This window comes from Glutamicibacter sp. B1 (genome assembly GCF_039602135.1).
Classification (GTDB): domain Bacteria; phylum Actinomycetota; class Actinomycetes; order Actinomycetales; family Micrococcaceae; genus Glutamicibacter; species Glutamicibacter ectropisis.
The window spans coordinates 3,044,586-3,068,588 of record NZ_CP125942.1 but is presented as its reverse complement, the minus strand read 5'-3'; the positions used below and the strand labels follow the sequence as shown (position 1 = coordinate 3,068,588).

Genomic DNA, 24,003 nt, shown 5'->3' with positions numbered 1-24,003 from the left:
CATGGAATCGTGGATTGATACGGTTGCCAGCCTGCGCCGGAAGCGTCGCGCCGGGGTGCTGCTGACGATCACCGCGGTGCGAGGTCATGCTCCACGTGAAGCTGGGGCCAAAATGGTGATCACCGAGGACGATACCTTTGGCACGGTAGGTGGCGGCAACCTAGAAATGGTGGCTATCAACCGTGCCCGAGAAATGATTAGCCAGCGGGCCACCGGACCACAAGTGATGGAACAACGGCTGAATGACAAGGTGTCGGCCACCTATGGCCGGCAGTGCTGTGGTGGGGAAGTGAAGCTCTTGTTTGAACCCTTGCCCGTGCCAGAAACGGTGGCCATTTTTGGGCTGGGCCATGTAGGCATGGAATTGGCCCGCATTCTCGCCCGCCACCCCATTGACCTGTATCTCACGGACTCGCGCCCGGAAGCCGTCGCGGCGGCGGCATCGCTGCAGCCCAGTGTTGCTACGGTGAAGGCTCAGGTAGCGGTGATGGGTGAGCAGGTGCTGGATATCTTGCCAGAAGGTAGTCACGTGTTGATCATGACCCATGATCATGCCGAGGATTTTCACCTGTGCGATGCGGCGCTACGCCATGCTTCGCTCGGTTCCATTGGACTGATTGGATCCAAAGCTAAGTGGGTTCGTTTTCGCAAGAATTTGGGTGCTAGTGGACATGACGAGCGGCAGATTTCTCGGATTCAGTGTCCCATTGGGATCCCGGAGGTGACCGGCAAACAGCCCGCTGTGATCGCGGTGAGCGCCGCCGCGCAGTTGATGCAGTTGCTCGCGGATCCTATACCGCTCAAAACACACAGTAACGAGATACAGTTGCACGCCTAACTGCACTGGGGGAACTAAGTTCAAGGACCAAGAGTTTAACAGGATAGACGCGGGAATACAGCCTGCCGTTTCCCCTAGATGAGGAGTGACAGTCGTGTCAATGTTCAACAAATTGATCCGCAAGGGCAAACAGATGGCCAGCGAATACATGCGTGAGCAACTTAATGACGGCAGCTCCAATTCGTCGCAGAAATCACGAGGTACAACGACCGCATATTCTCAGCAACAGCATTCTGGTTATGGGAACCAGAATTACTCGAACTCAAGTTCAGCCACTGCTGGGGTCTCCCGCGAAGATCAAGTTGCGATCGAGAAGTACCGGTACATGCTACGTACCGCTCCACCACAGGATATGGAACGAGCCCATGCCGAAGCCTTCTCGCGTTTGACCCCGCAACAACGGGCGCTGTTGCGCGATGAACTTTCCGAACAATTACCGGTTGCCGAACGCCCGGTGAGCGATCAGCCCCAAGATTTGGCCCGATCCGCGACACGGGCCGAGGTATCTCGGCCTGGTTTCATGGAGCGGATTCTGAGTTCCGGTTCGTCACGCTCACGCATGGCTGGTGGTTTGGCTGCCGGCGCGGGAGGACTCGGCGTAGGTCTGCTCGCTGGCGTCGCCGGAGCTTTTATCGGCTCCGCGATTGCTGGCCCCTTGCTGGAAGGCTTCGCCGGTATCGGTGAAGAACTCGGTTCCATGGCCGAAGGGCTGGGCGATACGGTTTCTGGTGCAGGGGAGCAGATCTCCTCGGCAAGCGAGGGACTTTTTGGAGATTTCCTTGGCGGGGTCGGCTCAGATTTTGGTGACTTCGAGTTCTAAACGTCTCTTGAGCCAGTTGGTACGTGCTGGAGAACGCTAGTTTAACGTGGTGTGCCTCGGACAAAAATGTCCGAGGCACAACACGTTAAAGAGGGGTTTCTTACTTCTTCAGGTGGTCAACCAACTGCGAAGCAATGCCGTTGTAAGTGCCCGGAGTCAACGACTGCAGGCGCTGCTCGGCCTCTGCCGACAAGCCCAGCTCGCCAACAAATTCCTTCAGGCGGGCTGCATCCACGCGGTGACCGCGGGTCAGGTCCTTCAGACGCTCGTAAGGGTTGTCCATGCCTTCAACACCGGCGATAGCCTCGGCGCGCATGACCATCTGGATGGCTTCGGCGAGAACTTCCCAGTTGTGGTCCAAGTCGTCAGCCAGTACGGCTTCGGCAACGTCCAGACGATCCAGGCCCTTGGCAACGTTCGAGATCGCCAGAACCGAGTGGCCGATGGCGGTGCCGATGTTGCGCTGCGAGGAAGAGTCGGTCAGGTCGCGCTGCCAGCGGCTGGTGACCAGAGTGGCGCCGAGGGTGTCGAGCAGGCCGTTGGAGATCTCCAAGTTGGCTTCTGCATTTTCGAAGCGGATTGGGTTGACCTTGTGTGGCATGGTCGAAGAACCGGTGGCGCCTGCCACTGGGATCTGTGCGAAGTAGCCGATGGAGATGTAGCTCCACACGTCGGTGCACAGGTTGTGCAGAATGCGGTTGAAGCGGGCGATGTCTGCGTAGACCTCTGCCTGCCAGTCGTGGGATTCGATCTGGGTGGTCAGTGGGTTCCAGGTCAGGCCCAGGTGCTCGACGAAGCTACGGGAAACCTGCTGCCAATCAGCTGCTGGAACCGATGCGTAGTGAGCAGCGTAGGTGCCGGTGGCGCCGTTGATCTTGCCCAAGTATTCGGTCTTTTCAATGCGATCCAGCTGGCGGGTCAGGCGCCATGCCAGAACTGCCAGTTCCTTGCCCAGGGTGGTTGGAGTCGCTGGCTGGCCGTGGGTACGCGAAAGCATTGGAACTTCGCGGGCGTCTTCGGCCATCTTGGTCAGCTGTGCAACAAGGTCGCGGGCTGCTGGAAGCCACACGTTGTTCACGCCACCCTGTACGCCCAGTGCGTAGGAGAGGTTATTGATATCTTCCGAGGTGCAACCGAAGTGAACCAGTGGCTTGAGGTTGCCAATGCCGATAGCTTCAAGACGGTTAGCGATGTAGTACTCGACAGCCTTCACATCGTGAACGGTCACTGCTTCGATCTCTGCCAGTTCCTTCACGGAGTCTGCATTGAAGTCGGTGACGATCTTGCGCAGGGCAGCCTTCTGCTCATCGGTGAGCGGTGAGGTGCCTGGAAGAACGGAGTTGTCGGTCAAGTGGATTAGCCACTCAACTTCGACGTGAACACGATCGCGGTTCAACGCCGCTTCGGAAAGGTAATCAACTAGCGGTGCCACGGCGCTACGGTAGCGTCCGTCAAGGGCAGTCAGTGCCAGGGGTTCATTAGCAAGGGAAGTACGCGCAATCTCAGCCATACTCATATTCTTCCATCCCTTGCTCGTCATCACATCTTTTACTTCACGACGCTTTCCACATCGGGCAACAATCCAGTGCTGACTTTTTATCCGCGCGCCCATGATGAGGAACAGAATTCGAATGATGAGGAGCAGGAAAATGATGTTCTCAGCGACGTTGGACTCGGCGGCTTTTCAGCTGGACGATGCGCAAAAAACTACACGCTTTGCCATCACACAACTTGATTCCATTGGCTTGTTGACTTGGAAATCCTCGGCCGGTCGAGCGTTCTACGAGAAAGTATTGGAACTCAGCGAGTGGTTAGAAGGACTAGATCGTCAGTTGGTGGAAGCAGAAGCTTATCTCAGCGCAGCGACCCGTGAAATCCAAGAACTCGAGCTACAGATCTTGAAGCAGAAATTGGCCTCCTGACCATGGGATATGACGTCAATTACAACCAGTACGATTACGCCAAAGCGCATGAAACCTGTCAACAAGTCTCGCGCGAGATCGCTGAAGTTCGTGAGCGGGTGCTTGGTGCGCAGCGAACAGTATCCAAATGCCAAAGCGAATTATTCGCTATGAGTGCGAGCGTGGGAATGGTGGTGCGTAGTCCCAGCTTGGATGCTGTGGATAGAGAACTGCGGGTAGCCATGATGCAGGCTGGTTCTTTGGCAATCGAGAGTCAAGAGCTCACCTTGGCCATGGGGCAGGCCGGACGAAATTACGAGGCAGCCGAAAATAGGGTAGAACACCAAGTCCTTGCGTCTTCCTTGGTGCAAAAAATTGGAGAGGTTTTCCAAAGGATCAAGAACAACAAGATGCGTCCACCCACAGAGAATATGGAAACCATCCTGCGCATGTTAACGATTCTTCGTCCCGATCTGACGCTGGGATGGGGAAAGAATTTTGGGGACCAAGTTGAGCTTCAGACCAAGGAGATCACAGCCTTCATGCGGCATTTTAGTTCGCGCCGAGATACCGAGATAGTGATTACAGAGCAGGATCCCATGCAAGAAGTGAACGTGGATGGAGGAATGGAAAGCTACTTCGAATTACATCGCATGCTCGAAGATCAAGGACCTGAGGAAAACGGAAAATTCATGGTTGTGGAGGTCGATGAGAACACCTTCGCGGTCATCATTCCTGGCACTCAAGACCGAGATGGAATGAAGAATCCTTTTGATGAGTGGGGAATCTCTGATGGGTTGGGTCTTGATTCTGAGAACTATGTGGATGTCATTGCTGATGCCATCGAAGCTAGCGGCGCACAGGAGGGCGACGAGATCATCTTGTCTGGATACTCGCAGGGCGGAATCCACGTCGCGCAGCTAATGAAGAACAAATTCTTGAACCGCAAATACAAGATGAACAAGATGATCACACTAGGTTCACCCATCGGCGGGATCGAGATCCCCGACCATGTTCGAAGCCTGTCGGTTGAAGATGACAAGGACATGGTTCCGGGAACAGATGGAACCCCCAATAGAAATCGCGGAAGAAATCATTTCACGACGATCTTTGATGGGCCGCGGGAACAGGTGAAGCCGCTGCTCAAGGAGGACACCCTGTTCGGGCCACCGCACCAGCTCAAGAACTATGGGGATCATCTGCGCGAGTTAGACGAGAACCCTAAGCCTGAGATTCGTGAACACCTGCGACGGTTTCGTCTGCCGAAGACTCCACTAAAAACTCGGAAGTTCAAGATCGAACGAGTTCCGCGCAGAATGAATGAGGAACAGCGCGAAGAAACTGAGCGAAAGCTCAAGAAGATGGCTCCGCCGCACTGAGGATCGTCGAAACAATAAAAGAGCAGTTCAGTTGAACTGCTCTTTTATTGAGGCATGAAGACTCTCTGCGTTGTTAGTCCCTGTCGCTCTTGACGAACAGGCCCAAAACGGCCGAGACAATCGAGATGATGATGGTGCCGGCAATGGCGTCCCACCAGAAGCTCTGAATAGAAAGCTCAATCGGGGTGAAGCTGGTCAGCCATGAAGTGAGTAGGAGCATCAGGGCGTTGATCACGATTGTGAACAATCCCAGAGTCAGACAGGTGATTGGCAAAGAAAAGAACTTGACGATAGGACGTACCAAGGCGTTGACCAAACCGAAGATGACTGCCACAACGATGTACGCAACAGCCGTACTTGCTGCGCCGTCGCCGACAGCATGAATCTGTAGACCGGGAACGATCCAAACAGCCGCTGCGAGGGCCAATGCATTAATGATGACTCTAATGAGGAAGCTCATGCTCTAACTCTGTCATAAAAAGCTGAGATAGGAATGTGGAACGGATGTAGCCAGCCCGCAAATCAGGGATACGCTTTAGACATGACTGAGAATCCGGTGACCCAAGACCAGGTGCAGCCACGCCCCGTCGTTGCACGTTTGCCAAAATACGCTGCAGGCAAGCCGCCAGCACCTGTAGAAGGTATTACTGCCTACAAGCTGTCATCGAATGAGATCCCTTTCGGGCCTCTGGATACTGTGCATCAGGCGGTAGTTGAGCAAAGCAGCTTGAACCGCTACCCAGATCCGCTCTCGTCGAAATTGCGTGAAGCACTTTCTGATTATTTGGACGTACCTGCCGAAGACATTGTCACGGGGGCTGGTTCACTGGGTGCCTTGACGCAGATCCTGACCACGTTCGCTGGGCAGAATGAAGACGGGATCCAAGACGAAGTGATCTACGCGTGGCGTTCCTTCGAGGCGTATCCCATTCTGGTTCAGTCTGCCGGGGCGCTCCCGGTGGAGATTCCAGTGTTGGAGGATGGGCGTCATGACCTTGAAGCGATGATCGCGGCGGTGAATGAAAACACTTCTGTGATCTTGCTGTGCACCCCGAACAACCCCACCGGGCCCATCTTGACTCAGGCTGAAGTTGATGACTTCTTGGCTCGGGTGCCTAAGAACGTCCTGGTGGTTCTCGATGAGGCCTACATCGAATTCGTGCGTGACGAAAAGTCGGTGGACGGTGTTCATACCTATAACGAACATGAGAATGTCGTGCTGCTCCGGACCTTTTCCAAGGCCCACGGATTGGCGAACCTGCGCGTGGGCTATTCGGTCGCGCATCCTGCGATTACCAATCATCTTCGCGTGATGGCAACGCCATTTGCTGTTTCTAGTATTGCCGAGGACGCCGCGGTAGCTTCGCTCTCGCAGATTGATCGTGTGCTTGAACGTGTTGATTCATTGGTCCAAGAACGTGAGCGCGTGGTCGCTGCGCTGACGGAGCAGGGGTGGAAGATCCCGCAGACGCAGGCGAACTTCGTTTGGTTGCCGCTCGGGGAGAAGACTTCCGAGTTCGTTGAACAGGCAAATGCGGTGGCGCTTTCGGTGCGCGGGTTTGCCAATGAAGGTGTGCGAGTATCCATCGGTGAAGTGGAAGCGAATGATCGATTCATTGAACTGTGCAAGGAATCACTGCATTTGGCGCAGAGCTGATTGGGGCTGTTATCTCGCGTTTTAGCAGTGAATGGCTATAGGCTTAGAAATTAGACAAGCCGTATATGTCCCGTGCGGAATGTATTCCGTGTGGGGCATATTTATGATCAAAGGAAGATATATGACGCGTGCTGCGACTCAGGCGACGGAGTCTGATCTAATTCAGATCTTGACTCCGGACGGCCAGCGTCACTCCCACGAAACGTATGATGCGTATCTGGGTGACGTTGATGATCAAATGCTCCGCGGTTTCTACCGTGACATGGCATTGACCCGCCGATTCGACCAAGAAGCCACAGCACTGCAACGTCAGGGTCAGCTGTGTCTCTGGGTTCCCTTGCGTGGCCAAGAGGCAGCACAGATCGGATCGGGGCGAGCAACCCGCCCGAATGACTACATCTTCCCGACCTATCGTGAGCATGGTGTGGCGCTGACTCGCGATGTCTCTTTCTCTGAGATGCTTCGTCTCTTCCGCGGTATCTCCGGTGGAGGTTGGGATCCACGGGAGAATAACTTCCACATGTACACCATGGTGTTGGCCGCCCAGATGCCACATGCTGCCGGCTATGCCATGGCGCTGAACATGGAACAGCACGGCTGGGACCAAGAACGTCGCGCTGCCGAGGGCAATGCGGTCGTGGCCTATTTCGGCGACGGTTCATCCACCGAAGGCGAAACCCACGAGTCGATGGTCTTCGCCAGCTCCTTTGAAGCGCCCGTAGTGTACTTCTGCCAGAACAACCAGTGGGCCATCTCGGTACCATTCGAGGTCCAGTCCAAGGTGCCACTAGTAAAGCGTGCAGCCGGCTACGGCATGCCGGGCATTCGCGTTGATGGCAATGATGTTTTAGCCGTTCTGGCTGTGACACGTTGGGCGCTGGAACACGCGCGCAGTGGCAAGGGGCCGGTCCTGATCGAAGCGGTGACATACCGCTTGGGTGCGCACACTACCGCGGATGATCCCACCAAGTACCGCATGAGCGAAGAAGAGAAGCAATGGGCGCTGAAGGACCCGTTGATCCGTCTCGAAACCTACCTGCGCGATAACAACCTTGTTGACGACGCATTCTTTGAACAGCTCGCAGAAGATGCCGACGCGATGGCAGCCAAAGTCCGTGAGGACGCCATGGCATTCCCGGTACCACCTCTAGCCAAGTCCTTTGAACAGGTGTACGCAGAAGCGCACCCGCTGATCAAGGAAGAGCTGGCATGGCATTTGGAATATGAAGCAGGATTCGCGGATGCGGCCGAGGGAGAGCAGTAAATGACCACCACAATGACCCTGGCCAAGGCCCTCAACACCGGCCTGGACAAGATCCTGGAATCCAACGACAAGTCGCTGCTCATGGGTGAAGACATCGGACGTCTCGGTGGCGTCTACCGCATCACCGATGGACTGATCGACAAGTACGGCTCCCACCGAGTCATCGATTCACCCTTGGGCGAAGCCGGCATCGTTGGTACCGCAGTGGGCATGGCGCTGCGCGGATTCAGCCCACTGGTAGAGATCCAGTTTGATGGCTTCGTTTTCCCAGCCTTCAGCCAGATCACCACCCAGCTGGCCAAAATGCATGCCCGCTCGGAAGGACGCTTGACCGCACCGGTAGTCATCCGTATTCCATATGGTGGCGGCATCGGTTCCATTGAGCACCACTCGGAATCGCCCGAAGCACTCTTCGCCCACACCGCAGGCCTGCGCATCATCACTCCGTCCAATGCACACGACGCCTACTGGATGATCCAACAGGCAGCTACCTGCCAGGACCCAGTGATCTTCTTTGAACCCAAGCGCCGCTACTGGCTCAAGGGCGAAGTTGATACCGAGAACCCAGCCTTGGACGCGTTCAAGGCACAGGTAGTTCGACCGGGTACCGATGCGACCATCGTGGCCTACGGTCCGCTGGTTCCCATCGCCCTGGCTGCGGCAGATGCCGCGTTGGAAGATGGACGAAGCATCGAAGTGATCGACTTGCGTTCAATCTCCCCGATCGACTTCGACACCATCACCGAGTCGGTGCTGAAGACCGGCCGACTGATCGTTACCCATGAGGCCCCAACCTTTGGTGGCATCGGCGGAGAAATCGCGGCCCGAATCACCGAGCGAGCTTTCCTTTCCTTGGAAGCTCCGGTACTTCGTGTGGGTGGATTCCACATGCCATACCCGGTATCCAAGGTGGAGTCCCAGTACCTGCCTGATATCGACAAGTTGCTCGAAGCCCTCGACCGGTCATTCGCTTACTAAAGCGGAACCCAAGGAGTAGAAATGACTGTTTTTAACCTCCCCGATGTGGGCGAAGGCCTGACCGAAGCGGATATTGCCTCGTGGAAAGTCCAGGTGGGTGATACCGTCGAGGTCAACCAGATCTTCGTCGAGATTGAAACCGCAAAGTCGCTGGTTGAGCTGCCTTGCCCATTCGCCGGCGTCGTCACCGAACTTCATGCTGCCGAAGGTGACACCGTCCTGGTGGATCACCCGCTGATTAGCATCGACCAAGAAGGTAACGCCGAGCCTCCCACCGGTGTGCCTGAACCGGTAGAAGCATTGAATACCGCAGCGCCACAGGCCTCGGAAGAGCCTGGCCCACTGGTTGGTTCCGGCCCCACCGCGGATTCGTCGGTGCGTCGGGCGCGCACCAGCCGCCCGGCTCCGTCAGCGGCCGGCGCCCGTACCGCAGCGGTACGAACTTCCGGTGCTGCCTTGGCCGACAGCATTACCCGCCGTGCCCAGTCTTTGGGGACCGTGGTTCGCGAAGAAGTTGACCGTCGTAAGCCTGCGGTGGCGAACTTTGTGGACCGGGTACTAGCCAAGCCACCAGTACGCCGTCTAGCCAAGGAACTGGGCATCGACATTAATGATGTTGTCGGTACCGGAACTCAAGGCGAGATCACTCGCGACGACGTGAACAGCTACCAGGCTCAGCGCGAAGCCGAACATGCTGCAGCACCAACGTACTGGGCTCACGGACAGCTGTCCGATGCCCGAGTGGAGCGCACCCCGGTGCGTGGTGTCCGCAAGGCGACCGCTAAGGCGATGGTTGACTCGGCATTCACCGCACCGCACGTGTCCATCTTTGTTGATGTGGATGCTAGCCGCACCATGGAGTACGTACAGCGTCTGAAAAAGTCCCGCGACTTCGAAGGCATCAAGGTCTCTCCACTGCTGGTGTTGGCTCGTGCCGTCATTTGGGCTGCCGCCCGCAACCCATCGGTGAACGCGAGCTGGGTAGAAACCGAGAACGGTGCGGAAATCCATCAGAAGCGCTTCATGAATCTGGGCATCGCCGCGGCCACGCCTCGTGGCCTGTTGGTTCCAAACATCAAGGACGCCCAGAACCTAAACATGAAGGAACTGGCCATTGCACTGAATGATTTGGCTACCACCGCTCGTGCAGGCAAGACTCGTCCCGAAGATATGCGTGATGGCTCGTTGAGCATTACAAATATCGGTGCACTGGGGATCGACACCGGTACCCCAATCATCAACCCGGGCGAGGTCGCCATCGTCGCTTTCGGCACGATTCGCCAGAAACCGTGGGTCGTTGATGGCGAAGTGGTTCCACGCTGGATCACCACCCTGGGCGGTTCCTTCGACCACCGTGTGGTGGATGGGGACCTTTCCGCCCGCTTCATGGCCGATGTGGCATCGATCTTGCAAGAACCAGCCATGTTGCTTGACTAGCAATTGTTGCTCGACTAGCAGTGAACGCTGACACCCCGAGGGAAAACTTTTCAAAAAGTTTCCCTCGGGGTGTCACAGTTTAAGCCCCTGAAACGACGTACTAAGTGAGGGCACAAACGTGCCTTGAACTTCAACAACAGGGGAGCGATGTTATGCGCATGAACTTGAGCAAGACCCACAAGAAGGGCTACGCAGCAGTCTTAGGACTGGAAGCCTACGCCAGTTCTTCGGTGCCTAAAGAACTCTACGAGCTGGTCAAACTACGTGCTTCGATCCTCAATGGATGCTCTTTCTGTACCGACATGCATTCGCATGACGCGATGAAAATGGGCATCCCAGCCGCCAAGCTCTTCGCAGTGGCTGCCTACAACGATTCTCCACTGTTCAGCGATGCGGAACGTGCTGCCCTGCGGCTGACCGATGAAGTGACGCGACTGGATGCCGCGCGCGGGGTTAGCGATGAGGTATTCAACGACGCGGCCGAAGAATTCAGCGAAGAAGAAGTCGGAAACCTGATCTTGGCCATTGCCACCATCAACGTCTGGAACCGCATTGCCATCACCACTCAGCTTGAACCACCAGTACGCGGGTAATGCCACACGCTGCTGATACGATCGGGCGCGTGGACGAACCAGAAACGGGCAGTGCGTTGGAGCAGTGGCTTGAGGCCAAGCCCCGGCTGACGATGCTGGCCTACAACATGCTTGGCGTGTGGGCTCAAGCCGAAGACGTGGTTGCCGCAGTAGGCGAGCAAGTCGTCAAACTTGAGCCCCATCAGGTTGCCAACGTGCAGAATTGGCCTGGGTATCTGACCACGCTAACGACGCGTCGCTCTATTGATGTACTGCGCTCAGCACAGCATCAACGCACCGAATATGTTGGTTCCTGGTTGCCTGAACCGGTGGATCAACGGACACTGCCCGAAGATTCGGCGGTTAATGATGCGATGCTGCGACTCGGAGTCCTACTACTACTCGAAGAGCTTTCGGCCCCGGCACGTGCCGCGTATGTACTGCATCATGCGTTAGGTTATTCAGCCACCGAAATCGCGCCAGTACTTGAAACCTCACCTGCTGCGGTACGGCAACTACTGAGTCGTGCGGCTAAAAAGCTACGCCAGGCCCAGAATCCACAGCATGATGTATCGAGTGTTTCGTCGATTCTGACGCAGATTGTTCAGGCCATACATCGTGCTGACCTGGACGCAGTCGTCAGCTTGCTGGCCCAAGATTCGGTGCTGTACTCCGACGGTGGAGGTAAGGTTCGTGCCGCACTTAATCCGGTTTATGGCGCACAACGTATTGCTCGATTCATGATTGGCGTGGAGCGTAAGAACCCGGACCGGCAGGTATTTATCGGCCAGGTTAACGGCGAACCGGCTTTGCTTTTTGCTAGGGACGGCCGAGACGACGTGCTCGTCATTGACATGTCTGGCGGGGCAATCCAACGGATATTGCAGGTCTCGAACCCTGATAAATTAGGCAAAATTGGCAGTGAATGGACGCTACTACCGATCGAGAGTTGCTGATGCCGAGGCGCGATAGTTAATCAACACTGTGTTGATACAGTAGGTTCCATGATTTTCAGCAGCCTTGGTCCATCACTTCGCCGCGTAGTTTTGATGGCTGGCGCCGTGGCACTCGCTGGAACCATGAGCCTTGGTTTGGCGGGTGATCCAGCACAGGGCGCGCTCTTGGCGCCTTCTGCTGAATCTCAAGAACCGGTATATCCTTCAGCTTCGCCCAGTGGCGAATCAGAAGATCAAGACAGCATCTTGATTCCTTCGGTGACTTCCCAAGAAGGAAAATTCTATTTAGCTGTCTCCGACGCCGCTATTGATGACATAGATTCACAAAAGATCATGGACGCGGTCCGTGAAGCAGTGGACGGGCAAAACGCAAAAATACTTCTCGGCGTCGACAAGAAGCCCAATAATCTCAAGGGCGCTAGCCAGCTGGTGCGTGGCATGCTGCTGTTTGGTGACAGCGACGCCATGAGCGATGACTGGCTGGAGAACGGAAAAACCAAGGGATACGTCGGTGAAGGATGGATTGCCATCGGCGTGATGCTCCCCGAAACCGTAGGGGGAGAGACTGAAGTCTATGTGGATCCCGGACGCAACGTAAAAGAAACCGAAACTGGGAGCAAAGATCGGATCCTAGAGGCTGGCGCAACGGACTTTGTTGCCGGAAACTACACCTCAGGAATCAGCGCCGTGGCGGTCTCCGCCACCGATAATCTGCGCACGCCAATGGACAAGAAGATCGTCATCAGCATCGTTGTGGGTGTGCTGGTGTTGATTGTTGCGGTGATCGTATTTTTCGCACTCCGGCAAAAGCGTCGACTGTCGCAACAGGTCGCGGCACAAAAGCGCACCAATCAGGCCGAAGGCTGGGAATCGACGATTCGCCAGGATCTCAACGCACTTCGTCGCATCCCCACGAATAGATTCGGGGTAGCAGAAAAGTACCAGAGTTCCAGGGCGCTACAAGAGATTCAGTTGGAAAAGGAGCGGGTCCTTGCTGAGCACGATGGAGCCGAGGACACTCTCATCTTGAGCGCAGATGAGCCGCATATTTCGCAGGCACAGGCGCAACGCCTTGAGCAAGAAGCTGAACATCTTGCTCTGTTGCGTCGGGCGGTTGAGCTGAGTCGTGCGTTGAGCGGTACTCAGAACAATTCCGTGAAGTCGTGGAACCAGATCATGGAGCAGCACCGCGGTGGATTGGAATTGTTGGTGCAGTTCCTTGACTTGGACGGAGCTTCGCAATTAGAAGTTTCCCCGCGTATTCGTACCGTACTGGTGACCCACACCGATGCGCTGGACCAGTTGCGTCAACGCACCAAATCAAATCCTGATTCAGGGCAAGCCAGTGAGCTATTGGAAGAGCTGTGGGTGCTACGTGAAGAGTTAGATTCACTCATTGATGGCGCACTGACACAGACTGGCAAGGCGCGGGTGAAACTAGATGCGAAGCTACAAGCCCAATTGGCTGCGTTCTTGCCAGCCGCTGGTGCTAAACCCAATGACCCACTTTCGGTGCTCCGAACCTTCGCCCCGGAAAGCGGGAAGAACTAATGGCGCTGCGGATAATGCACGACTCGACGGGCCGACGCTTGCGCCGCCCCATTCATTGGACGGCTTTTGTTGCCCTTGTCCTGGCCGTGGTCACTACCCTTCTTGGCATCCGCGCGGTGTTCGCTGTGCATGCGGCCAGCGTTCCAAAACCCTATGAAGTGAAAGTTCTTATCCAGGGGAAGCAAAACTTCAATATCACTCAAGAACGCGTTGATGCTGAACTGGCAGAGCATCCGGTACGTTCTTCGCAACCGCTCACCGTGATCCTCGAAGATCGTTGGCTCACTGGGGACGAGCTGCTACGCGGCCAGGTACCCGATGGGCAGATCATCATCTCCTCCAAGTTGGACAACCTTGATCCGAATATCCAAGACGTTCAAGAGCGTTTTAGTGGGGTCGGGTTGGCCGAAAACCTCACCAGTAGCAAAGAAGAGCATACTGATCTACGTTTCGGCATAGAGCATGCCTTCATCAAAAATGTGTCTGTAGGACACGGTGCCAAGGCAGTGGTCGCCGCTGCGCAAACAGCATCTGTGGTGCTGGATAAAACGGTGACCAGTTCGGTGATGTTCTGGTTCTCCGTGGTGGCCCTGAGCGCTATGCTGACCGCTGCTTTCCTTGCTTCGGCCCTGCGTTTCCGTTCCCGGTGGGAGTCTCGGCATCGTCGTTTGGTCGTGGCTCAGCGTAAGTTAGCCCGCGTAGTCCTGGACTTGGAGGCGTTGGAAGCAACGTATACCGCCACCGAAAAATCCAAGCGTCCCGAGGGATTCACCAAGGCTTGGACTGAACTGCAACGGCTTTCGCTCGCAGCCGCTCGCGTGGAAGATCCCTTGGTCAGTGACTTATTTGATCGCCAGCGGTGCTTGAGCAAGAACACCGGGAAGCAACTGACAGCTTTTGAAGCCACTGCCCGTAAGCTGACTTCACTAGCTGACAGCCTCATGGGTGCCGGATCAGTGCATGCGAAACTTGTTGGCACCGGGTCCACCTTCGACAAGCTCAGTAGCCCGATCAATGACGCAGCTACTGAACTGCTCATTCGCCTCGAAGACGCACCGGGCCGGATGGTATCGGGGGCAGATCTAGCTGAGCTTCGTCGCGCATTGGGAAGCCTATTGGATGCCGCCCAAGGCGAATCGAAACAGGCCAATGCCGTTCAGACGTGGAGCAGCGCCGAAAAACAATTGGCGGATATCACCGCGCGGGTGATTCGTGAATTGCGTCGTTACCCGCACGGCAAGCGCCCGCCCATCCCTGAGGTGACAGCGGAACATAACCAATTGCGTTCTTCCCTAGGGCTGCCACCATTGTCGCAAAAGGGTGCGTTGTATCAATTGCACGTGGCCAACTCCATGGCTCGTTCGATACTTGGTGACACGCTCGAAACTGACCAGAAGCAACCGCCAGCGGTAAAGAAAGCACCGGTGGACACGCAGTTTTGGGCCAAGATTTTTGGCACTCGCGCTGCGGGAAACGACGAACCGGGCAAGCTAGGTCGGATCAAAATTATTGGTCTGTTAGCGGTGTTACTGTGTGCCAGCCTAATTGCCTCCGGGATCATTGTCTCCTCGGTGACGAAGAAACCTCGAGCTACCTATGATGGGTCCGGCCAGGGCATGATCTTGGAGATAGATGACAAGTCTGGCTTGGTTGATGAGTCCGAAATTCGCCGCTATATGGAAGAAGATTTTGACGTTGAACAGCACCTGCTGGTTGCCGTTCGCGATGCGGAATCCTACCTAGAACTGCAGAACCGAGAAGGCTCAGAATTCCGAGAATCGACTCCACAAAGTGTGCAGCAAACGATTTGGCGCATCAAGAACGAATATAAGGACCGCTTAGATCCGGACAGCGCGGAACTTCCTGAAGATCTGACGATTATTCCGTTGCTGATTACCGATGAAGGTCAGGGCATTATGCCGGGACTTATTTCGGGCGCTGTCATCAGTGGGAAAGCCTCGTGGGGATCAACCACTGGTTGGGAGTATGGCAGCATTTTTGAATCTTCCTACCCTTCGATGGAAGTGGCTAAGGCTGCCGAAGATTTCGCGACGGTACTCAAGCGCGCCGGGTACGAAGAGCCGGATTACAACGCGGCATTGCTGTTCTGGATCCTTACGTTCATGTTCTTCTTCACCGTGCTGAATCTCGTCCAACTCATCAAGTACCTGCTGGGCGCAAGTTTGCGTTTGAACCGATTCTCGCGTGGTTCTCGGGCGCTGGGCCAGGCCCGGCGACAATTGGAACAGTTGGCACTGGGGCTGGAGGATTCGCAGATCAATGCGGTGGCCGTGTTGGGAGCTTCCGAGTCCGGGCGTGCAGATGAAGCTGGGCAGCGCCTGTTTGAACGTGCGCTGATGATGGCGTGGCGTGAAGCTGAGGAACTGTCCACGATGAGTCTGTCCCAGCGATTGAGTTCCGATTTTGGTGCGCGCACTGCGCATTTGCAACGGCTGGTGGCATTGCTCGATGAACGTGATGCGGATGTAGCTAAGCGCGCCAAGGACTTGGTGCTTGCCAGTCGTGGGGCTGGCGGGGATGCCCCGAAGCCAGTGAAGTTGCCGGGAGAACAATAACCTCGTCCCGGCAACTTAGCTGGTTGTCTTTACTTAGCCCAGAAGCTCCGGCAACTCTTCTGGAGCGTTGCCGAGGACCTTCTGGGAGAGGAACTCGGTGACCACTTGGTACCAGATCTTCGCGTGCTGCGGGCTGAGAATCCAGTGGTTCTCATCCGGGAAGTACAAGAACTGGTGTTCGGTGCTGCCGTCTTCCTTCTGCGGCAAACCGGAATCGGCGAGCAGTTCGTACCACAGGCGCAGTCCTTCTCCGATAGGCACACGGTAGTCTTTATCCCCGTGGATGACCAGCATCGGAGTGACGATATTGCCTATCGAATGATGTGGCGAATTTGCCTCACGCATTTCGGGGCTCATTTCGCGAGTCCAGTAGAAGGCTGCATCCGTGGTTTTGCCAAAGCCTTCTAAAGCCCACAAACTGGCGTGGGTGACAATAGCCTTGAAGCGGTCGGTATGTCCCGCCACCCAGTTGGCCATGTACCCACCGAAGGATCCACCCATCGCTGCAGTGCGGGTTTCATCGATGTCATCACGGGCTTCGGTCGCATCGGTGATGGACATGAGATCAGTAAACGGTTCTTGGCCCCAGCGTCCCCAGCCACGCTGGATGAAGTCCTGACCGTAGCCGGTTGAGAGGGCGGGGTCAGGTAAGAGGACCGCATAGCCTTGGGCAACTAATAGCCATGGGCTCCAACGCCAGCTCCAAGCGTTCCAGGATCCTAGCGGTCCGCCGTGGATCCACAGCAACAATGGTGCCTTGTTCTGGTCCGATGCCGATTCTGGTAAGGCTAGCCAAGCCCGGACTGTGGAACCATCTTCTGCAGTGGTGCTCACTTCGGTGAGGGTTCCGGGCAGCTCTGGGCGCTCTGTCGGGGAGAGCAGTTCGGTCAGCTCGCTGTAGTCTCCAGCTTCGAGTTCGTGCACATGAGTCAGGTTGACCGCCACCGGTTCAGCTGGGTACAGGTAGCTTGAGCGCAGTGCGTAGGCGGTGCGTGAATCACTACTGATGGTGACATCGGTGAAGCTGCCTTCGCCAGTAAGGCGGGTGATCTTGTCGTTGTAGAGGCTTAGGTGGAAGATCGGAGAATGTCCGTTGTCATCCGCGGTGAGCAACAGTGAACGGCCGTTGGGAACCCATTGAATATCGTTGACCCACCGGTCCCATCCGGCAGCGATCTGGTGGGTGGAGCCATCGGCTAGATGCATCAACCATAGTTCAAAGACCGGCGCTGTTTCCGCGGTTGAACGGTGCCAGCGAGCATAAACAAGTTCTTTGGAGTCTGGGCTGATCTTGCCCAGCGTGTATTCGTAGGTGTCATCCGGGGCTAACAGCAGATCTTGGGCACCGGTGTGTAGGTCGATGCGCATTAGGCCCGGGGCCATGGAAGCGCGGCCTTCAAGAACCTGCCATTCGGTGATCAGAAAGTCGCCGTTGGGTGCGACATCAAAGGCGGATTCTTCCAGATTGGCGCCAATGCCTACGGTCAGGTCCGTAAGTTCGGTGCGGGTAGCGTCGTGGGTTTCGGGGATTGAACCGACGTAGAAATGCGGGGTGGAAGGGCCAAGGTCGTGGTCCCAGAAACGCACGGGGTATCCGGTGTGGAGAATTGCCGAGACCTTCTTGTCCTTACGCGCGGTGCGCAGTTTTTCTTCGGCTTCAAGATCCTTGGCGCGACTGTGTCCGCTGGTGCGCAAGACAATGGTGTGCGGGGACTGCTCGCAGACGCGGAGGGATTGCACACCTGCCGGATGGGAGATGATCGGGCGCGCTTCACCTCCTTGAGCGGGAAGTAACCAACCTTCGGGCTTCGCGTCGTCTTTGCTTGAGCGTTTGGCGACGAACAGCAGGTCGCCGCTGGCAGTGAACTGGGGTTGGGATTCTCCCTGTTCTCCGAAGGTGAGCCTGCGTGCTGGGGTCTGGCCCTTGGGATCGATGGACCACAGCGCACTGTCGTAGCTAGTTTCATCTTCTGAGAGGGTGCTCAAGGTGGTGACCAGGCGCGTTCCATCGGGGGATAGCGCTAGACCACCGAGCCGTGGCATCGAGATGTACGAATCTAATTTATGAAATGAATGCTTAGAGTGTTCCACTTCACATATCTTGCCACTGATGGGCGTGTGAAACTACTGGAATTCGAAAATTACGTTGGACGACAAGTCAAAAAGTACCGGCCGGAAACACAACAAGAAGTTGCGATTCCGGCCGGTCTGGGATTGTCTGCGATCAATTCCTATTTATTGGTCCGCCGAGGCCTTCGCGTTCATGCGAGCCTGAGCCAGCTCATTGATCCGGCCACGGCACAGGTACCAGCCGCCGATGATCATCGGGATGATGATGACCAGGGACGCGATGGTCCAGGTGCCTACCGGGTTATCGAAGGCCATCATGATGAGCACCATGACTAAGAAGGCCAGGGTGACCCAACCGGAAATCGGTGCCAGCGGCATGCGGAAGCTTGGACGCTCCTGCTCACCACGCTTGGCCGACTTCACCAAAGCCATCTGGCACAGCACGATCATGCCCCACGAGGCGATGATGCCAATGGCTGCAAAGTTCAACACGATCTCGAAGGCAGCCGCAGGAACGACCGCGTTCAGTATCACGCCGAGCACTGCCACCACGGCAGTGATCACGATGCCACCGTAAGGAACGCCAGCCTTGTTCATGCGTCCGGCGAAGCGTGGAGCCGAGCCGTTCAACGACATCGAGCGCATGATGCGCCCGGTGGAGTACAAACCAGCGTTCAACGATGACAGCGCTGCGGTGAGCACCACCAGGTTCATGATGACATCCATGCCCTGCACGCCGATGGAACCAAAGAAGGTCACAAACGGTGACTCACCGGAGCTGTAAGCGCTGTAAGGCAACAGCAAGGAGAGCAGTACCAGCGAACCAACATAGAACACGGCAATACGGATGATGACGGTGTTGATAGCCTTCGGCATCACCTTTTCAGGGTTCTTCGCTTCACCGGCAGCGGTGCCGATCAGCTCGATGGACGCGTAGGAGAAGACCACACCCTGCATTAGAACCAGCACCGGCATCAACCCATTGGGCAACAACCCACCGTGATCAGTGATCAGCGAGAAGCCAACCTCGTGACCCTCAACCGGGGTGCCGAAGACGACGAAGTAACAACCGATAATCAAGAAGGCGACCAGCGCCACGACCTTGATCAACGCGAACCAGAACTCCATTTCGCCAAAGGCCTTCACCGAAATCAGGTTCATGGTCAGCACCACGGCCAGGGCCAGCAAGGCCCAGATCCACTGTGGCACCGCGTCGATCCACGCTACGTATTTGCCGAAGAAGCCCATGTAGAGGGCCACCGCGGTGATATCTACGATCGCGGTCATCACCCAGTTCAGCCAGTACAGCCAACCGGTGGCAAAGGCTGCCTTCTCGCCGTAAAACTCGCGAGCGTAGGAGACAAAGGAACCGGTGGATGGGCGGTGCATGACCAATTCACCGAGCGCACGCAGAATCAAGAAGGCAAAAAAGCCGCAAACTGCGTAGCTGATGACAATGCCGGGGCCGGCCTCGGCCAAGCGGCCACCGGCACCCATGAACAGGCCGGTACCGATGGCGCCACCGATGGCGATCATCTGCATCTGACGTGATGACAGGCCCTTGTGGTAATCATTGTCGCCGGCAGTGAGCGCGGCGTCAGGCACATGTGCCGCTGTGGCATGCGGGGTGGAATTATCCATAGGATTCCTTGGATCTAGTCGGAGAGGTTTGCGAGGCGCTCTGGGGAGAGCAACTCATTGAGGTCTTGGGCAGAGAGCAGCCCGCGTTCGAGCACTAGCTCGGCGACTCCGCGCCCGGTGTGCAAGGCTTCGAGGGCCACCGACGTGGAGGCCGCATAGCCGAGGCGTGGGTTCAGCGCGGTCACCAGGCCGATGGAGTTCTCCACCTCACGGCGTAGCGCTTGCTCATCAACGGTGATGCCGTCGATGCACTTTTCGGCCAGGGTCAAACAACCATTGGTCAGGTGCTTGAGCGAAAGGCCGATAGAGTGAACGATCACCGGTTCAAAGGCGTTCAGCTGTAGCTGTCCACCCTCGGCGGCCATGGTCACGGTCAAATCGTGGCCTACCACCTGGTAAGCGATCTGGTTAACAACTTCCGGGATCACCGGGTTGACCTTGCCAGGCATGATCGAAGAACCGGACTGCACGGCAGGTAGCTGAATGTCATTCAGGCCCGCACGTGGACCGGAAGACAGCAGGCGCAAGTCATTACAGATCTTCGAAATCTTCAGTGCCACACGCTTGAGCACACCGGAAAGGTGCACAAAGGCTCCTACATCACTGGTGGCTTCGATCAGATCGGGGCTGGTGGTCAGCGGCAGGCCGGTCAGTTCGCGTAGGTGAGCGCAGGCGGCCGCGGCGTAGCCGGCTGGTGCGTTCAGGCCGGTGCCGATCGCGGTGGCACCGAGGTTGATTTCGGTGACCAGGCTCAGCGACTCTGCCAGGCGTGCCCGATCCTCACCTAGGGTCACGGCCCAACCACGGAACTCCTGACCGACGGTCATTGGCACAGCATCCTGCAGCTGGGTGCGGCCCATCTTCACAACGGTGCGGAACTCTTTGGCCTTGGCATTGCAAGAATCTTCCAACACCTGCATCGCGGCCAGCAGTGGCTGGGTAGCGAAATGGGTGGCGATGTTCACCGCGGTCGGGTACGCATCATTGGTGGACTGCGACAGGTTCACATGGTCGTTGGGGTGCAGGTACTGGTACTCACCCTTGTTGTGGCCCATGATTTCCAGTGCGAGGTTGGCGATGACCTCGTTGGCGTTCATATTGGTGCTGGTGCCAGCACCGCCCTGAATCGGATCCAGGATGAACTGGTCGTGCAGGGAGCCTTGGGCGATGGACTCGCAGGCCTGGTCAATGGCCCGTGCGCGATCGGCATCGAGCAGGCCCAGATCATGGTTGGCACGGGCCGCTGCCTGCTTCACGCGCGCCAGTGCGCGGATCAGGTGCGGGTTGCCAGCCAGGGTGTTTTCGGTGATGTTGAAGTTATTTTTAGCGCGCAGGGTGTGCACGCCCCAATAAGCTTCCACAGGGATATCGAGGTCGCCAATCAGATCATGCTCGCTACGCGTTTCGCCGCTGAGCAAGGTTTCAGACATGGTGGATTGATCTCCAAAGGTAGTTGTTTGATGTGGTTGTTTGATGAAAACTGAAATCTAAAGGGCTGTCAGTACGCCCACTGGCGCACCGCCGCCCAACGCTGGGCTGCTGGCCAATTCGATAAGGGCTGCCGGCGCGGAATCGCCGAGGTGCTCTGTCAAAAGCTTGACGGTGATTGGCATGCGTGCCCGATCGCCGCCGTCGGCAATCTTGACGGCCAGTGCGGTGCCATCGGGCAGGGCCACGGCCTGGATGCCTTCAAATCCGTCCTTGGCTACCGCACCCGGGATGGCCCGCATCAGCGCGGTGACGTCGCGGCCCTCGCCGGCCACCAGCTCAGGGTAGGTGGACATGGCTGCTGCCACGCGGGCCTCAGGGGTGCCGGGTTGAGCGGTCGCCAGGCGGGCGAAGCCGCGGGCGAGGCCGTGCAGGCTGATCAGGTAGACCGGGGTGCCACAACCATCGGTGCTCACCCCGCTGATCTTTTCGCCGGTCAACTCTTCTACGGTGTCGGCCAGCAGCTGCAGCAGACGCTCGTCTTGCAGGTAGTTGGCGGTGTCCCAGCCCTTGAGCTCACTCAGTGCAGCTAAGGCGGCATGCTTGCCCGAGCAGTTCTGTGCCAGTTGGGTCGCGGTGCCACCGGCTGCCAGGAAGTCTGCCCGTTCGGCCACGCCATAGGGTAGATCGGTGGAGTTGCGTAGTGCGGTTTCATCCAGGTTGGCGGCGGCCAGGGTGGAGGTGGCCACCTGCTGGTGGATCGGTGCACCTGAGTGGCTGGCCGAGGCCAGCGCCAGCTGCTGATCGTTCAGTTCTAGTCCGGCGCGCAGCATGCCTACCGCGAACAATGGCTTGAGAGCCGAGCGGGGGTAGTAGGCGGCTTGGGGATCGCCCAACGAGGCACGTACAACACCTTGAGCATCGAGCAAGACCGCAGAGCCGTAGTGGATGGATTCCACGGCAGCGCCCCGAGTGGCTACGACCAAAGGTTCATGCTTTGGGAGTACCGGGGATTCCAGCGGGTTGCTTTGTGGCTGGGTTGGCGCGGGGTTCACTTATTGCTCCTGACGATGGTGGATACTGCCTGTTGTACTGCGGAAAGGTGATCGCTCATGGCTTGATTGGCGGCTTGTGGATCTTGTGCCTCGATGGCCCGGTAGATTTCCAGATGTTCGTCGTTGGACGGGTTGCGACGCCCGGCGACGAGGTTCACGGTTTCGGACTGGCGGGCCATGGCCTCACGGATGTCGGCCACCACTTTGGTGAAGACCGAGTTGCCGCTGGCTTGGGCGATGGCTGCGTGGAAGGCAGCGTCGAGTTCGACCCAGGCCGCCGCATCATCTTCGGCGGCCATTTGCTCGATCAGCCCGCTGATGCGCTCCAAGTCCTCGGTGGTACGCCGGGTGGCCGCGAGTGTGGCGGCTGGAATTTCGATGTGCGGGCGAGCCTCGAGCAGGTCATCGGAGGAGAAAGAGCCCAGTTTGAGTTCACGGGTGGGCCGGTGTGAAATGACGAAGGTGCCCCGGCCAGTTTCGGTGCGGGTTAGTCCCAGTGCGGCGCAGGAGCGTAGTGCTTCGCGGATGACCGAACGGCTGACCTGGTAGTCGGCGGCGAGGGCGGCTTCTGAGCCGAGTTTGCTCCCGAGCGGGATTTCCTGGGCTTCGATGGCAAGGCGGAGTGCGTGGAATACGGCTTCGGCAGCTGAGCGTCGTTGGATCGGCTGCTGTCCGGGTGTCCAGCTGTCTGACAGGTTCACGACTACAAGTGTGCGGGTGTGATGCACCCAACGTCAAGTCGAAAAATGCTGTGAGTGGGAACACTCAGGTCAGTGGAGCAGTCTTGATCCAAAGCGGCGCCTAGTCCGGAGCGGAGAGTTGCCCGTAAAACACACAATGGGTGCCACCGGCAACGCCGGTGGCACCCATTGTGGTGAATAACTTACGGGATCGTGATGATCTGACCGGCGTAGGCCAGACCGCCACCGAAAGCGAAGAGTAGGGTCTTGGAACCCGATGGCAATGGCTCATCGGAAGCCATCATCTTCGAGAGAGCCAAAGGCACCGACGCTGCCGACGTGTTGCCGGAGTACACCACGTCGGTCGCGACGCGGGCATTCGGAGCACCGATCTTGGCAGCCAGTGGCTCGATGATGCGAAGGTTAGCCTGGTGCAGCACAATGGCGTCCAGTTCCTCTGGCTTCATGCCAGCGCGGTCAATGATCGTCGAGGCGATCTTAGGAAGCTGGGTCACGGTCCAGCGGTACACGCTCTGACCGTTCTGTGCGAACTTCATATCGTTTTCGGATTCAATGCGCACCGCATCAGACAGTGAAGGAACCGAGCCCCACACTACTGGGGAGATGCCATTTTCTTCCGACGCGGTAATGATGAATGCGCCAGCACCGTCTGCGGTCAGAACGCAGGTGGTGCGGTCGGTGAAGTCAGTGTAATCGGTGAGCATTTCGGAACCGATGACCAGAGCGTTCTTTGCGCTGCCGGCAGCAATAGCTCCCTGCGCCAGGCCAACTGCGTGGGCGAAGCCAGCACAGGCAACGTTCACGTCGAGGGCGGCCGGGCCCTGCTCCATGCCCAAAGCGTTGGCAACACGAGCTGCCATGTTAGGGGAGCGGTCGGTCGCGGTGCAGGTAGCAACGATGATCATGTCGATATCGCTGGCTTCGATGTCGGCGGCGTTGCCCAGTGCCATCGTCGCGGCCTTGATAGCCATGGAATCTACAGTCTCAACACCCGTGCCCCAACGACGTTCCTCGATGCCGACGCGTCGGGTGATCCATTCATCGCTGGTTTCCACCAACTTTTCCAGCTCGGTGTTGGGGACGATGCGCTCTGGCTGGAAGTGGCCAAAAGCGACGACTTTGCTGCCCGTCATGGATATAGCTCCTATGTGGATTCAAATCTGCTCTTCTAAGGGTAGT

The 24,003-nt window shown here is 57.1% G+C and carries 20 protein-coding genes; 12 read left to right on the top strand and 8 right to left on the bottom strand.

All coding sequences use genetic code 11. The features are described from left to right. Position 1: 1 nt before the first annotated feature. Entirely contained in the window at positions 2 to 838 is an 837-nt protein-coding gene (gene xdhC, locus QMQ05_RS14405; protein ID WP_345471100.1) for a xanthine dehydrogenase accessory protein XdhC, read from the top strand. 100 nt (positions 839 to 938) lie between these two features. After that, positions 939 to 1,658: a hypothetical protein gene (locus QMQ05_RS14400; protein ID WP_345474770.1), complete on the top strand. Its 720-nt coding sequence runs from the start codon at positions 939 to 941 to the stop codon at positions 1,656 to 1,658. 100 nt (positions 1,659 to 1,758) lie between these two features. Here the strand turns inward: QMQ05_RS14400 and purB are convergent, their stop codons facing one another. Next, positions 1,759 to 3,168: an adenylosuccinate lyase gene (gene purB, locus QMQ05_RS14395; protein ID WP_345471098.1), complete on the bottom strand. Its 1,410-nt coding sequence runs from the start codon at positions 3,166 to 3,168 to the stop codon at positions 1,759 to 1,761. Positions 3,169 to 3,307: 139 nt separating this feature from the next. Here purB and QMQ05_RS14390 point away from each other — a divergent pair, with 139 nt between their 5' ends. Both QMQ05_RS14390 and QMQ05_RS14385 read left to right on the top strand, forming a co-directional pair. Beyond that, on the top strand, positions 3,308 to 3,580 hold the full coding sequence (locus tag QMQ05_RS14390) for a hypothetical protein (RefSeq protein WP_334121371.1): 273 nt from the start codon (positions 3,308 to 3,310) through the stop codon (positions 3,578 to 3,580). A 149-nt stretch (positions 3,581 to 3,729) separates the two neighbouring features. Further along, positions 3,730 to 4,938: a hypothetical protein gene (locus QMQ05_RS14385; protein ID WP_345471097.1), complete on the top strand. Its 1,209-nt coding sequence runs from the start codon at positions 3,730 to 3,732 to the stop codon at positions 4,936 to 4,938. Positions 4,939 to 5,011: 73 nt separating this feature from the next. Here QMQ05_RS14385 and QMQ05_RS14380 read toward each other — a convergent pair whose 3' ends face one another. Continuing rightward, positions 5,012 to 5,398 (bottom strand): phage holin family protein, encoded by a 387-nt coding sequence (locus tag QMQ05_RS14380; protein ID WP_334121373.1) that lies wholly within the window; start codon positions 5,396 to 5,398, stop codon positions 5,012 to 5,014. Between the two features lie 81 nt (positions 5,399 to 5,479). On the opposite strand from QMQ05_RS14380, the gene QMQ05_RS14375 reads away from it, so the two are divergent. From QMQ05_RS14375 to QMQ05_RS14340, 8 genes are all read left to right on the top strand, one after another. Continuing rightward, complete coding sequence (locus QMQ05_RS14375) at positions 5,480 to 6,595, top strand: histidinol-phosphate transaminase (RefSeq protein ID WP_345471094.1); 1,116 nt, start codon at positions 5,480 to 5,482, stop codon at positions 6,593 to 6,595. 121 nt (positions 6,596 to 6,716) lie between these two features. Then, positions 6,717 to 7,859 (top strand): pyruvate dehydrogenase (acetyl-transferring) E1 component subunit alpha, encoded by a 1,143-nt coding sequence (gene pdhA / locus QMQ05_RS14370; RefSeq protein ID WP_345471092.1) that lies wholly within the window; start codon positions 6,717 to 6,719, stop codon positions 7,857 to 7,859. Next, positions 7,860 to 8,837 carry an alpha-ketoacid dehydrogenase subunit beta gene (locus QMQ05_RS14365; protein WP_345471090.1) on the top strand — a complete coding sequence of 326 codons (978 nt, stop codon included), beginning with the start codon at positions 7,860 to 7,862 and terminating at the stop codon, positions 8,835 to 8,837. It abuts the gene before it with no gap. Positions 8,838 to 8,858: 21 nt separating this feature from the next. Beyond that, the gene (locus QMQ05_RS14360) at positions 8,859 to 10,274 is read left to right on the top strand and encodes a dihydrolipoamide acetyltransferase family protein (RefSeq protein WP_345471088.1); all 1,416 of its coding nucleotides are present in this window, start codon (positions 8,859 to 8,861) and stop codon (positions 10,272 to 10,274) included. A gap of 152 nt (positions 10,275 to 10,426) precedes the next feature. Continuing rightward, positions 10,427 to 10,867 (top strand): carboxymuconolactone decarboxylase family protein, encoded by a 441-nt coding sequence (locus QMQ05_RS14355; protein WP_345471086.1) that lies wholly within the window; start codon positions 10,427 to 10,429, stop codon positions 10,865 to 10,867. A 29-nt stretch (positions 10,868 to 10,896) separates the two neighbouring features. Beyond that, positions 10,897 to 11,802 (top strand): sigma factor-like helix-turn-helix DNA-binding protein, encoded by a 906-nt coding sequence (locus QMQ05_RS14350; RefSeq protein WP_345471084.1) that lies wholly within the window; start codon positions 10,897 to 10,899, stop codon positions 11,800 to 11,802. Between the two features lie 48 nt (positions 11,803 to 11,850). Further along, complete coding sequence (locus QMQ05_RS14345; RefSeq protein ID WP_345471082.1) at positions 11,851 to 13,353, top strand: hypothetical protein; 1,503 nt, start codon at positions 11,851 to 11,853, stop codon at positions 13,351 to 13,353. Between the two features lie 14 nt (positions 13,354 to 13,367). Beyond that, positions 13,368 to 15,929: a hypothetical protein gene (locus QMQ05_RS14340; RefSeq protein WP_345471079.1), complete on the top strand. Its 2,562-nt coding sequence runs from the start codon at positions 13,368 to 13,370 to the stop codon at positions 15,927 to 15,929. Between the two features lie 33 nt (positions 15,930 to 15,962). Here QMQ05_RS14340 and QMQ05_RS14335 read toward each other — a convergent pair whose 3' ends face one another. The 6 genes from QMQ05_RS14335 to QMQ05_RS14310 all read right to left on the bottom strand — a co-directional run bounded on the left by QMQ05_RS14335 (position 15,963) and on the right by QMQ05_RS14310 (position 23,957). After that, complete coding sequence (locus QMQ05_RS14335) at positions 15,963 to 18,020, bottom strand: S9 family peptidase (protein WP_345471077.1); 2,058 nt, start codon at positions 18,018 to 18,020, stop codon at positions 15,963 to 15,965. 144 nt (positions 18,021 to 18,164) lie between these two features. Continuing rightward, positions 18,165 to 19,640 (bottom strand): amino acid permease, encoded by a 1,476-nt coding sequence (locus QMQ05_RS14330; RefSeq protein WP_345471075.1) that lies wholly within the window; start codon positions 19,638 to 19,640, stop codon positions 18,165 to 18,167. Between the two features lie 14 nt (positions 19,641 to 19,654). Beyond that, complete coding sequence (locus QMQ05_RS14325; RefSeq protein ID WP_334121384.1) at positions 19,655 to 21,070, bottom strand: aspartate ammonia-lyase; 1,416 nt, start codon at positions 21,068 to 21,070, stop codon at positions 19,655 to 19,657. A 57-nt stretch (positions 21,071 to 21,127) separates the two neighbouring features. Beyond that, complete coding sequence (locus QMQ05_RS14320; RefSeq protein WP_345471073.1) at positions 21,128 to 22,123, bottom strand: asparaginase; 996 nt, start codon at positions 22,121 to 22,123, stop codon at positions 21,128 to 21,130. Further along, a complete protein-coding gene (locus QMQ05_RS14315; protein ID WP_058256495.1) occupies positions 22,120 to 22,824 on the bottom strand; it encodes a FadR/GntR family transcriptional regulator in 705 nt (234 codons plus the stop codon). The genes QMQ05_RS14320 and QMQ05_RS14315 overlap by 4 nt, the downstream gene beginning before the upstream one ends. A 182-nt stretch (positions 22,825 to 23,006) precedes the next feature. After that, positions 23,007 to 23,957 (bottom strand): beta-ketoacyl-ACP synthase III, encoded by a 951-nt coding sequence (locus tag QMQ05_RS14310; protein WP_334121386.1) that lies wholly within the window; start codon positions 23,955 to 23,957, stop codon positions 23,007 to 23,009. Positions 23,958 to 24,003 lie beyond the last annotated feature (46 nt).